Genomic DNA, 12,748 nt, shown 5'->3' on the forward strand with positions numbered 1-12,748 from the left:
GTGTGCTAGTGGTTTATAACACGCGGAGAGACATTCTTCACAGCATCCGCCATTTTCCTGATGTGTTCGGGGGTGGTGCCGCAGCATCCGCCTACGATGTTTACATAACCTTCTTTTGCCCAGTCTTCCATAAAATGCGCTGTTTCTTCCGGCTGCTCATCATATTCACCCATTGCATTCGGCAAGCCTGCATTCGGATAGGCCGAGGTATAGCAGCCGGCTATACTGCTCAGTTCTTTTATATGCGGGCGCATTTCCGCTGCGCCAAGTGCACAGTTCAACCCCACGCTCAACGGGTTGGCATGTTCTATGGAAATATAGAAAGCTTCCAGTGTCTGCCCGCTCAGTGTTCTGCCGCTGGCATCTGTGATGGTGCCCGAGATCATTACCGGCAATTCTGGTTTATTGTTGTCGGCAAAATATTTTTTTACTGCGTAGATGGCCGCTTTGGCATTCAGCGTATCAAAAATTGTTTCTATTAAAAGCAGATCAACACCGCCGTCAGACAAGCCGTGTATCTGTTCATAGTAAGCATCTACCACCTCGTCAAACGTTACTGCCCGAAAGCCGGGGTTGTTTACATCCGGGGAGAGCGACAAGGTTTTATTCAGCGGGCCTATAGAGCCGGCAATGAATTTTTTAGGCGATCCCGGATGCTCAGCATAATATTTTTCTATGGCCTTTGCTGCATTCCTTGCTGCTGCTACATTGAGTTCGTAAGCCAGGCTTTCCATGTGATAATCTGCCTGAGCAATGGATGTGCTGCTGAAAGTGTTGGTTTCAATAATGTCTGCCCCTGCTTCCAGGTATTCGAAATGTATGTTTTGTATAATTTGCGGCTGGGTTATGGAAAGCAGGTCGTTATTGCCTTTCAGGTCGTAAGCCCAGTCTTTGAATCTTTCCCCGCGGTAATCTTCTTCGGTCAACCTGTATCGTTGTATCATGGTGCCCATAGCGCCGTCTATCACAAGTATCCGCTCTTGTAAACTATCTTGTATTGTCATAATTATTTATTGAATGAAGCGCTGAAAACATCTATATTTTCGCCGAACATCTTTACGGCAATGGCGATCAGTATCACCCCAAAAAACTTCCTGACTGCGTTAATGCCTCCCGGTCCCAGCATTTTCTCAAACCATTTAAGGGAGGTGAGTACCAGGTAGGCGAAGATGAGGTTAATGAGTATACCGCCCAATATTTCCAGCTCGCTGTAAATAGCTTTAAATGAAATGATGGTAGTAAGGGTAGCGCTTCCGGCGATCAGCGGGAAGGCAATAGGCACAATAGCGCCCAATCTTTTATCTCCGTCGCCTTTGAATACTTCATGGCCGGAAATCATTTCGAAGCCAAATAAAAATAAAACTATAGAACCGGCTACGGCAAATGATTTCACGTCTACGCCCAGCATTTTCAGTATTTGAGATCCCAGGAAAAGAAAGGCGATCATGATCAGCCCGGAAAAAAATATAATCCTTTTTACATCAAGCTCGCCCCCGCTTTTTCTTTTGATGGAAATGAAAAGCGGTATGGAGCCCATAGCATCAATTACGGCAAAAAGTGTAAAAGAAATAGACAACATGTTCCCCAAAGTGAAATTCATATATAAAAATTTTTGCAAAAATACAATTATCTTTTTGTGTTGTTTATCTTTGCGCCATAAATGATTTTGTAGAAATGATAATTGTAGCTCCGTCCTTTCTGGCCTCAGACTTTTTACATCTTGCCGATGAAGTAGATATGGTAAACAACAGCGCAGCTGAATGGCTGCACCTTGATGTAATGGACGGCAGGTTCGTGCCAAATATAAGTTTCGGAATCCCGGTTGTGGAATTTATTCGTAAGGCCACTTCCAAGGTCTGTGATGTGCACCTGATGATAGAAGAACCTGAAAAATTTGTAGCTGCATTTCACAAGGCAGGAGCAGACGTGATCAGCGTGCACATAGAAGCATGCAGAAACCTGCACAGGAACATACAGCAGATAAAAGACCTGGGCATAAAGGCAGGTGTGGCCGTAAACCCGCATACGCCTATTGCTTCCCTGGAAGATATCATTGCAGATGTAGACCTGGTAAACCTGATGAGTGTCAATCCCGGCTTTGGCGGTCAGAAGTTCATAGCGCATACGCTTCATAAAATAGCACAGCTTAAACAGCTTATTGCAGAAAGGAACCCTTCCTGCCTTATTGAAATTGACGGCGGCGTTACCCTCGATAATGCCCCGCAGATCGTAGCCGCAGGCGCAAATGTGCTGGTAGCAGGCAGCAGTGTGTTTAATGCAAAAAATCCTCAACAGGCCATTGATCATTTAAAAACTGCCTGCGAAAAAATAATCTAAGGAAATGCACTGAAGTTGCCGGAGGTGCGTCACTTGCAATGTTTTTAAAAATATACGTTTACAACAGGCTCTGGGCTGCCTGTTGATCAAGACACCGCTTTGTCTGTATCCACTGTAGTTCTTAGCCATTACTGTCCTTGTGCCAGGCTGTAAGCTTTTTCACCGCCGTGTTTCTGCAGCACTTCTACTGTGGCCACATCAAAATAGCAGGTCATCTTTTCATACAAGGCTACAATGTCTGCTTGTTTTACTTCCACGCCATCGCCGGCTTCAAAGCGCACATTATACAAATCCACCAGGTTGGTGTACACAGACCCTGTAGGCCATACCTGTGTGCCGCGGTTGCTGATATTGATCAAATGCAGTTTATTTTCACCCAGCGCCTGTTTGCATTTTTCCGCAACGGTGTTGGGAAACTGGTTGGTAATCAGGAAAAAATCAACACCGGCTATTTTTTCTTCTTCTTTAGCCGGATTGTCCATCATCAGGTTGATATCCATCTTAGCCACTTTATGTTCCTTCGGCACATCTGCAAGTTCCGGCCTCGCGCCCGAAGCAGGCTGCTTGCCGAAGTTAGCAATAATGGCATCTGCAAATTGAGTTGTATTCAGGGCAGGTATGGATTTATCGCCGAAATCGCCGGTATGGTTTCCCTGCTCAAGCGTATAGAGTAAAGCATTTTCAATAAGTGCCGCTTTACCATACAAACCCAAATGTTGCAGCATAGCCAGTCCGCTCAATAGCAGCGCGGTAGGGTTTGCAATATTTTTACCCGCTATATCGGGCGCAGTGCCGTGTACGGCTTCAAAAATGCAGATGTTATCGCCGATGTTGGCAGAAGGCGCAAAGCCAAGCCCGCCCACGAGCCCGGCACAAAGGTCGCTGACAATATCGCCCTGCAGGTTGGTAAGCACAATTACATCAAACATGCCCGGGCGCATCACCAGCTTCATGCACAAATCATCAACAATGATATCATTGGCTTCCAGTTCGGGGTATTGTTTGGCAATTTCATAAAAAGTGTTCAGGAAAATGCCATCGGTTAGCTTCATGATGTTTGCCTTATGCCCACAGGTAATTTTTTTTGCTTTCTTTTCCCTGGCCATTTCAAACGCATAACGTATTACCTGTTCACTGCCGGGCCGGGTGATGAACCTGCGGCTGATAGCCACATCATTGCTCAGCATGTGTTCCACGCCTCCATAGGTATCTTCAATATTTTCGCGTACAATGGTAAGGTCTATCGGTATGCCTGCCTTGCTGAAAACGGTATCAACTCCGTGCAATGTCTGAAAGGTTCTTTTGTTGGCATAAGTATTCCAGGTTTTTCTTGCAGTAACGTTGATGCTTTTTACACCTTTGCCTTTGGGCGTTTCCATCGGGCCCTTGAAGAGTATGCCCAGTGCCTCAATGGTTGCTTTTGCCTCATCGGTCATGCCGTTGCTGAAGCCTTTGTCAAATACCCATTTGCCCATATCTACATACTCGTAAGACAGCGGTACATCTGCCGCCTTGAAAATTGTGAGAACGGCTTCCATAATTTCAGGGCCAATACCATCGCCATTGGCAACTGCAATTTTTATCATTATTCAATTTTGATTTTGGTGTAAGACAAATCTAATCAATTATTCATGTTTAGCTGCTTTATGAAGGTATTAAATAAATGCATACAGAAAATCTTTTGTTATCTTTAAAAAATAATTGCGGGGAATGAGAAACTACATGCTGTTTATATGCTTAATGCTTGCGCAGTTGGTGCATGCCCAGCGATTCGGCGCTGTCCCGGCGCGCAAGGAGTGGAAACAAATTGATACCGGCATTGTACGGGTGATATTCCCGGGGCAACATGACAGCCTTGCAGCACGCATCGCCACGATTGCAAATTACCAGCAAAGCATTAGTAAAAACTTTGGTCATGCAGGTCAGAAGATCAGTATGATCCTGCATGATGAAGTCATCAACTCCAATGGCTACGTGGCTTTAGGACCTTTCAGGAGTGAGTTGTACCTGGCCCCTCCCGTGGATGTATTTAGCCTGGGGGCATTGCCCTGGGAGCAGACGCTTACGGTGCACGAGTACAGGCATGTGCAGCAATACAATTATTTCAACACAGGGCTCGCGCGTGCCATGTCGCTTTTGTTTGGTGAAAACGGCAGGGCTTTGGCGAATGCAATATCGATTCCCGACTGGTTTTTTGAAGGAGATGCAGTGTACGCCGAAACAAGGTTAAGCACCCAGGGCAGGGGGCGGATACCTGCATTCCACAACCGTTTCAAGTCGCTGTATTATGGAGGAAAAAGGTATAGCTACATGAAACTGCGCAACGGTTCATACAAAGATTATGTACCTGATCATTATGCTTTGGGATATTTACTGGTGGCATACGGCTATGAAAAATACGGTGAAGATTTCTGGCAAAACGTAACCCGGCATGCTGCTGCGTTTGACCCTTTGCTCTACCCGTTGCAAAAAAATATTGAAAAATATGCCGGGGTAAAATTTACCCGGTTTGTGCAGGATGCTTTTGATTTTTACCAACAGCAATGGAAAGTTGACAATAGCGACAGTGCGGTATTTGAAACAAGCGTTGCACCAAAAAATGTGGTTAGTTATAAATATCCATATCCGGCTAACGAGGGCGGTATAGTGTTTTTGAAAGAAAGCTACCGAACTGCGCCTGCTTTTTATTTACGCAGAAATGGTATTGATAAGAAAATTGCAGCGAAGCATTTACCAGTAGATGATTATTTTTCTTACAACAACGGCAGGATCATCTATGCTTCTTACACCCCGGACAAACGCTGGGGATCACGGGAATACAGCGATATAACGCTGCTGGATATTGCTTCTCAAAAACAAAGAAAGATTACCGGCAAAAAAAGGTATTATACGCCCGATATTTCCGCAGATGGAAAAAATATTGTAGCTGCCGAATTATCTTCAGCTCAGTACGGCACATTGGTCTTGCTGGATGGCGAAGGGGAGCTGATCAAGAAGCTGCAGGCCAATAGACATCACATTTTCACTTATCCCAAATTTATCAACAACAGCACCATTGCTGCTATTGAGCGGAATAAAAAAGGCGGGATGCGCCTGGTGCAGATTGATGTGGATACGGATAAGCTTGAACCGCTTACGCCATTTGCCAATACACTCATTGGCAATCCGGTGGCTTCCGGCGATACGCTGTACTACAGCCGGTCTTCTGCACAATATGATGAAGCAATGGCGTATGTATTCTCTCAAAAACAAACCTATAAATTAGCAACATACCATACAGGCATTTACCAGTCGTTTGTAAACAATAAAAACCTTACCGCCTCGGTATTCACGGCCGAGGGGTACAGGCTGGCTACATTTGCGCCCAAGTGGCAGAAAGTGTATGATGCAAGCGCTGATACGCTCCGGCTTCTGTACAATCAACCACATTCAAACGTTGTATCGGCAATGCTTTCAAAGGTTGCTGACACTGCCCATGCTTATACCATAAAAGATTATAAAGCATCTGGCGGGCTGGTAAATTTCCACAGTATGCAGCCGTACTTTACTGATCCTGATTATACACTTACATTTTTAAGCAGCAATCTGTTAAATACTTTTCTGGCAGAACTAAGTTATACATTTAACCGTGTGGAAAGGTTTCACCGTGCTTCTCTCTATGCCATATACGGCGGCTGGTACCTGCAACCTTTCCTGAGCGCTTCGGGAACATACAAAAGAGAAATGATGTTGCAACTGAAAGATTCAAGTTATCATCCCTTGAACTGGAACGAAGCCAATGTTGGTGCGGGTCTGCAGCTTCCGCTGAATTTTTCGGTCGGCAATATGTACCGTTATCTCACGCTTTCTTCATCCGTTAACAACAACCATGTTTTTTATACACGTACACCTGGCGAAGGCCTTTATCAAAATAAGAATATCATTTATTTTTCCGGCAGGATCGCCTACACACAGCAGGTACAGAAGGGGTTACAACAAATCTATCCGGCTTATGCACAGGCCTTTTCGGTGAACTTCAGGAAAGCCATCCTCAGCTTCAATGCCTATCAAATGACAGCGGCTGCAAGCCTGTACTTCCCGGGACTCTCTGCCAGCCATAGTTTCATGGTTGCGGGCGCAGCACAGCGATCGGATACACTCAGGAACTATACCTTCAGCAATACGTTTCCTTTTTCCAGGGGGTACCCTGCATTTCATTACCCTGGAATGGTAAAGTATGGACTGAACTATCATTTTCCCATAGCCTATCCTGAACTGGGTTTTGGCAATATCGCCTACCTGAAAAGGCTGCGCAATAATCTGTTTTTCGATCATACGCTTGCCTTTAACAAAGACAATGTGCAGCAAAACTTTGCGTCGGTTGGTACAGAACTTTTCTTTGATACGAACTGGTGGAATCAATTGCCTGTGAGCTTTGGCGTACGTTTCAGCTATTTGCTGCATCATTTTTCAAATAATAAAAATCATTACCGCTGGGAAATAATTTTGCCTGTAAATCTTTACAATTGATTTGCCGCGTGTATTTCAGCTGCTTTTTTGTAAGCAAAATAAAGCCTAATTTTGCAACCTAAAACCTGAGAAATGCTCGATACAATAGAAGCTGCTTTAGAAGATATACAAAAAGGCAAACTGGTAATTGTGGTAGATGATGAAGACCGTGAGAATGAAGGCGATTTTATTACTGCTGCTGCGAACGCAACCCCTGAACTGATAAACTTTATGAGCAAAATAGGGCGCGGCCTGATCTGCGCACCGATTACTGAAGATATTGCGGAAAGATTGCACCTGCCACTGATGGTAACCGACAATACTGCTTTGCATGAAACCCCGTTTACCGTAAGCATTGACCTCCTGGGCCACGGCTGTACTACGGGCATTTCTGCTTACGACCGCGCCATGACCATCCGCGCGCTGACGGATGAAAATATTACAGCTTATGATTTTGGCAGGCCGGGTCATATCTTCCCCCTGAAAGCCAAGAAGGGCGGCGTTCTGAGAAGGGCGGGGCATACAGAAGCCACCGTTGACCTTGCAAGGCTGGCAGGTTTTTCACCTGCAGGCATACTGGTAGAGATCATGAATGAAGACGGTACGATGGCTCGATTGCCACAGTTGCTGGAGATCGCTAAAAAATACGATCTGCGTATAATTTCCATCAAAGACCTGATCGCCTATCGTTTAAAGAAAGAAACGCTGGTGGAAGAAATCATCCGCGTGCAGATGCCTACTAAATACGGAAATTTCACACTGGCTGCTTTTAAAGAAAAAAATACGGGCAATGAACACATGGCTTTGATCAAGGGCGAGTGGGAAGAAGGCGAACCAGTGTTAACAAGAGTGCATTCCAGTTGTTTTACCGGCGATATCCTCGGCAGCCTGCGCTGCGATTGCGGCGACCAGTTGCATGCCGCCATGGAGCAGGTAGAAAGAGAAGGGAAGGGCATAGTGCTTTACATGAACCAGGAAGGCAGGGGCATAGGCCTGTTCAATAAACTGCGCGCTTATAAACTGCAGGAAGAAGGGTTGGATACCGTGGATGCCAACCTGCAACTTGGCTTTAAAGCTGATGAAAGAGATTATGGTGTGGGTGCGCAGATACTACGCCAGTTAGGCGCTACAAAGCTTCGCTTGATGAGCAATAACCCGCGGAAACGTGCCGGCCTGTTTGGCTACGGTATTGAAATTCTGGAAATTGTGCCGGTAGAAGTTTGCCCAAACCCCCACAACGAAAAGTACCTGGCCGCCAAACGCGATAAGCTGGGGCATAACATTCTGAAGTAAACCTATTCTTTATTTCGCTTTTGCAATTCCAGGTTTGCCATTTTATGTATTGCATGAAAAAGATGCCATATTAAAAGTAATATTAGTTGTGCCTTGAAAGGTTTTGAAAAATTAACCGGGAAAAGATATTATTCTCTTTTAGTTTCAAATTAAAGTATTGCCGCTGAATTTTATTTGGGTGATTTCTGCTTTCAAAATAATTGAAGCTAAACGGAAAGGGCTTTGCGAAGGCAGGCCAAACTGGTGTTAGAATTCAACTTAAACAGCAGGTAGCGATGCTTTTTTCACGAACCTAAATTACAAAAACTGGTGAAGTGGAAAAGCAGTAGCGATAAAATAGGAGAGGCCTTATTTTGCTCTCAACCCTGCTTGTGCAAATACTATTATTTTATGCGAAGTTTTTCAATCTATGAAAGCTTCTTGAATTACTTTTTTTACTTCCAAAACTTCATTTTCAGATAAGCTGCCGAAAATCCTGGTTATTCTTCTACGATCAACAGTTCGTATTTGGTCAATCATGATCCATCCTTTCGTGGTTTTTCCTTTGATTTCTATTCGTGTCGGGTATTTCTTGGAAGTGCCCGTAATGGGCGCAATAATAACAGTCCGCAGAAATTTGTTCATTTCATCAGGTGATAGAATTACACATGGGCGAGTTTTCTTAACCTCGCTGCCGATTGTAGGATCGAGATTGACTAAAACGACCTGATATTGGCTTAGTTCCATTCTTCAAAATTTTCATCCTCAAAAACATCATCAATCAAAAGCAGGTCGTCGTTATTTTCGTGCATTTTTTTGAATGCTTTTTCCCAACCTTTTCTCGGCTCTGTTTTTGGTTTAAGAACAATAAAGTCCTTTTCCAGGATCAATTCTATTTTATCTTGAATATTATATTTTTCAAGAATTGTTTTTGAAAGCCGGATCCCTTTAGAGTTTCCGATATTTATAACAGATAATTCCATAATCTTTGTGTAATAGTTATTACAAAGTAATTACTTTATTTTTAAAATATCCAAATTTTTATTTTATTGGAAAAGTTGCTGCCGTTGCTGCGGCAGTATTATTCAAAATATAACCCTCTGAATTTCTTTTTGAAAGGCAATTTGACGGTACATATTCTGCACGAAGTGTTCAGTTAGAACTACAGCGATATATACTCATATTACCGATATTTCCAAATCGAAAATCAAAAGTCCGTTGGATGATCTGTAATACTGTACCCACTCAAAAAAGCCGCTGCAATTGCAACGGCTTTCGTATATCAGCAGAGAATAAAATACTATTCTTCTCGTCCTTTGTTTTAGAGATATCGCATTTTTTACATAGCTATATTCTGCAAACTTCAATAGCGGCAATGCTCGTGGAAGGTTATTTTTTTTCAGGTTCTACAAGAAGTTTTTCGCATACCTTATGGCTGAATATTTCCATCTTCCTGTTTGCATACGATACGGTCATGCTTTTATCAAAGGGTTCTACAGACTTCACAGAGATAACTGCTCCCAATAATAATTTTCGGCTATTCAAAAAACGTAGCAGCTCTTCAGAGGAATGCTCTACTGCCATAAAGGTGGCGCGCTCACCCGCCTTACAATCGCTTAGCTTGATATAATGCTCAAAAACCATATTTCCACTCGAATCCGGGATTGGTGAACCATGCGGGTCTACTGTAGGATATCCCAAAAGCTCATCCATCTTTTCAAAAAACAGGGGAGATTGTATATGTTCTATCTGTTCGGCAATATCATGCACCTCTTCCCAGCCAAACCCCATTTTTTCTACAAGATACATTTCCGTAAGCCGGTGTTTGCGTATGATCAATGCGGCTTCTTTCTTGCCTTTATCAGTGAGTTTAGGCGGTTTGTAACTTTCGTAGAGAACAAGCCCTTTCCCTGCCATGCGCCTCATCATGCTGTTTACAGTAGGCATTTTAATGCCTAACTGCTTGCTCAGTTCGTTTACGCTTGCTTCACCTTTGGTATTGACTAAAGCGAATAATGCCTTCAGGTAGTTTTCTTCTGTCTGTGAGATCATCAAACAAATTTACAAAAAAATAGTAGTGGTATTTAGCAAAATAACGCCTAATTAATTTTGTTAGAATAATCTAACTTTATATTTTTCCGCATTAAATTAAAAACCAGATCTAATAAAAAATATAAGCATGAGAGATATAAAATATTTGTGCTTCAAAATACACTTAGCCCGCTATTGCATATGCCGCATGTTGTAGCCAGTGCTTTTTACTTCGATTTTATTTTTATTCCAAAATAAAATGTTCTTGGTTGAGCAGAACCATATATGAAACCACTGTCTCTATTTTTGCCAATATCAAAATTATCTTGGTAAGCATTGAATATATTTTTTATTCCACCATAAAGTTCAAGGTTATTTCCAAGTTTTTCGATTGGCAACGTATAGCCAATTTTTGCACTTACTTCCGAAAAGGCATCAGAAGTAATTATTTCGTCTATAGTTTGGTTGGGTGCCCCTGCAAAATGTGGAATTTTCATTTTTCCTGTGTAAAGGTAATTCAGCGTAGCATTCCATTTTTTATTAGGTGTGAATGTTAGAATCGCATAACCATAGTCGTTTGGTGCTCGGGTAAATTCTCGTATTCCTTCCAAACCGTCTATGTATTCAACGGGACTGTCGAATTTGCTGGATTGAATGGTGAAGCCACTCTCCAACTGCATTTTTCGGTTGTAATTGGCTCTTAATTCTACTGTAATTCCTTGTACGGTTGCTCCATCGCCATTTTGTTTTTCAAACAGCTCTCCGTGTTTGTCTTGCCCGATGGGTTGTAAATGAAAAGTATTTCTTAGTCGATTGTAGAACCCTTCAATGGTAAAACCTGCTATCCATTTTTCCATAGGCTTGTCGTAATTAATGGAAGTACTTAAACTTTGTGATTTTTCTTGCTTAAGGTCGGGCGACAATGAAATTCTCGAAACACCACCACCTGCAAAAGCAATGTGCAAATCAGTGTCAAAAGCTTGTGGTGCTCTAAACCCTGTGCCGTAACTAAAGCGAAATTGTGTATTTTCCTTTAATTTATACAATAAGGAAGCTCTTGGACTAAAAATAGCCTTATCCACCAAATTATGTTTGTCCATTCTTACTCCTGAAAGTAAGTTGAGTTGTGGAATAATCTCCCAATCACTTTGGAGAAATATACCAAAATCTTTAGTAGTTTGGTCAATTAAATATTCATAAGCCGCAATTTCATCCAACACATCATCATATACATATTCAGCCCCGAGTGTAAACACATTTTTCCCGTTCAAAAAATTATTGACTTTATGATTGAGTTGTGTACCAATGTTATATGTACTTACAGCAGATATACCATAAGGCGGATTGGCTACAAATTCGGCATATTCTGTTGTTCCTTGATCTGGTTGAATGCCTGTGTAATGTTTTCGGTCGGTATTTTGCCAAGCCAAATAGGTAATTAATGAACTGTTGTTATTGTTGAAATTAATTTGATAATCTGCACTTGCCATCCAGACATCGTGGGTTCGTTCTTCAGATTGTTGGGCAAGATAAGCGGGTTTGTCCTTAACCATTTCGCCACCAAATCTATATTCGTGAATGTTGCTAATATTCAATTCTACCTTTTGATTTTCCTTCGGAAGAAAAAATAGATTCGCTCCAATAGAAGTATTTTTAATAGTGGGGATTTCAGAGAAATTGTCACCATTAGCATCATAAAATCCACGCTCCCGGTGATTCATAAAAAATGAAACGCCCGAATTTTTGTTTTCAGAAACTAAAGTTGCGTTTCCGCTAACCGTATTATCATTGGTTTGTCCGTCAATATTCTGATAGGTATAGTCCAATTCATAACTGTTATTTTTTGGCACTTTGGTAATTACATTCACAGTTCCGCCAATGGCGCTTGAACCATAAAGCGAAGACCCTCCACCACGAACAACTTCAATTCGGTCAATCATATTGGCAGGCAATTGCTCCATACCGTACAAACCAGTAAGCGGACTGAAAATTGGCCGGCCATTGATTAAAATTTGTGAATAACCACCTGCTAAACCATTCATGCGCAATTGTGTATAATTACAGGTTTGACAATCGGTTTCAACCCTTAAACCGGGTTGAAATTTTAATCCTTCCGACAGATTACAGGCTTGAACATTAGTAAGCGTTTGGCTGTTGATAACATTGACAATTATGGCAGAATTTGTTTGACGTTTTGGTGTTTTTGTTGCTGTAACAACAACAGTTTCCAGTTCCATTGTTTGTTCTGTAAGATTGAAGTCAAGATTGATTTCGGGTTTATTTTCGTCAATGGTAAATTCTTTTGTAATTTTTTCATAACCAATATAATAAGCCGTTATTTGATAACTCCCAAACGGTATTTTATCAATGGTAAATTTTCCTTGATTGTTCGCAATTGCTCCGTACTTAGTTGTAGCAATAGAAAGTTGGGCAAATTCAGCCGGTTGTCCATCTCTGGTAACAATTCCTTTTATCGTACCTGTTTGTGCATTTATATTTTGAAATACCAAGGTAAATATTAGTGTAAAAAGTGCAATTTTTATATTCATTCCATTTAATTTAGTTGCGCAAAACTAATTAGTTTTGCTTGTCTAACAAAATAGTTGTATATTTATTTTTT

At 42.0% G+C, this 12,748-nt stretch carries 10 protein-coding genes; 3 read left to right on the plus strand and 7 right to left on the minus strand.

The features are described from left to right. Positions 1 to 5: 5 nt before the first annotated feature. Together OD355_RS10190 and OD355_RS10195 are read right to left on the minus strand one after the other, a co-directional pair. A complete protein-coding gene (locus OD355_RS10190; protein WP_263038369.1) occupies positions 6 to 1,004 on the minus strand; it encodes a homocysteine S-methyltransferase family protein in 999 nt (332 codons plus the stop codon). A gap of 2 nt (positions 1,005 to 1,006) precedes the next feature. Next, a complete protein-coding gene (locus OD355_RS10195) occupies positions 1,007 to 1,600 on the minus strand; it encodes a MarC family protein (RefSeq protein WP_263038370.1) in 594 nt (197 codons plus the stop codon). 74 nt (positions 1,601 to 1,674) lie between these two features. Between OD355_RS10195 and rpe the strand changes: the two genes are divergently transcribed. Then, positions 1,675 to 2,337: a ribulose-phosphate 3-epimerase gene (gene rpe / locus OD355_RS10200; protein WP_263038371.1), complete on the plus strand. Its 663-nt coding sequence runs from the start codon at positions 1,675 to 1,677 to the stop codon at positions 2,335 to 2,337. A 128-nt stretch (positions 2,338 to 2,465) separates the two neighbouring features. On the opposite strand, the gene OD355_RS10205 is transcribed toward rpe, so the two are convergent. Further along, positions 2,466 to 3,923 (minus strand): NADP-dependent isocitrate dehydrogenase, encoded by a 1,458-nt coding sequence (locus OD355_RS10205; protein WP_263038372.1) that lies wholly within the window; start codon positions 3,921 to 3,923, stop codon positions 2,466 to 2,468. A gap of 124 nt (positions 3,924 to 4,047) precedes the next feature. On the opposite strand from OD355_RS10205, the gene OD355_RS10210 reads away from it, so the two are divergent. Both OD355_RS10210 and OD355_RS10215 read left to right on the plus strand, forming a co-directional pair. Beyond that, complete coding sequence (locus OD355_RS10210) at positions 4,048 to 6,846, plus strand: TolB family protein (protein WP_263038373.1); 2,799 nt, start codon at positions 4,048 to 4,050, stop codon at positions 6,844 to 6,846. 72 nt (positions 6,847 to 6,918) lie between these two features. Beyond that, positions 6,919 to 8,118 carry a bifunctional 3,4-dihydroxy-2-butanone-4-phosphate synthase/GTP cyclohydrolase II gene (locus OD355_RS10215; RefSeq protein ID WP_263038374.1) on the plus strand — a complete coding sequence of 400 codons (1,200 nt, stop codon included), beginning with the start codon at positions 6,919 to 6,921 and terminating at the stop codon, positions 8,116 to 8,118. A 402-nt stretch (positions 8,119 to 8,520) separates the two neighbouring features. Here OD355_RS10215 and OD355_RS10220 read toward each other — a convergent pair whose 3' ends face one another. From OD355_RS10220 to OD355_RS10235, 4 genes are all read right to left on the minus strand, one after another. Then, positions 8,521 to 8,844 carry a type II toxin-antitoxin system PemK/MazF family toxin gene (locus OD355_RS10220; protein ID WP_263038375.1) on the minus strand — a complete coding sequence of 108 codons (324 nt, stop codon included), beginning with the start codon at positions 8,842 to 8,844 and terminating at the stop codon, positions 8,521 to 8,523. Then, positions 8,835 to 9,080 carry an AbrB/MazE/SpoVT family DNA-binding domain-containing protein gene (locus OD355_RS10225; protein ID WP_263038376.1) on the minus strand — a complete coding sequence of 82 codons (246 nt, stop codon included), beginning with the start codon at positions 9,078 to 9,080 and terminating at the stop codon, positions 8,835 to 8,837. The genes OD355_RS10220 and OD355_RS10225 overlap by 10 nt, the downstream gene beginning before the upstream one ends. A gap of 406 nt (positions 9,081 to 9,486) precedes the next feature. Further along, a complete protein-coding gene (locus OD355_RS10230; protein ID WP_263038377.1) occupies positions 9,487 to 10,149 on the minus strand; it encodes a metal-dependent transcriptional regulator in 663 nt (220 codons plus the stop codon). Positions 10,150 to 10,355: 206 nt separating this feature from the next. After that, complete coding sequence (locus tag OD355_RS10235) at positions 10,356 to 12,677, minus strand: TonB-dependent receptor (RefSeq protein WP_263038378.1); 2,322 nt, start codon at positions 12,675 to 12,677, stop codon at positions 10,356 to 10,358. Between the last annotated feature and the right edge of the window lie 71 nt (positions 12,678 to 12,748).

Source organism: Haoranjiania flava (genome assembly GCF_025631005.1).
Classification (GTDB): Bacteria; Bacteroidota; Bacteroidia; order Chitinophagales; family Chitinophagaceae; genus Haoranjiania; species Haoranjiania flava.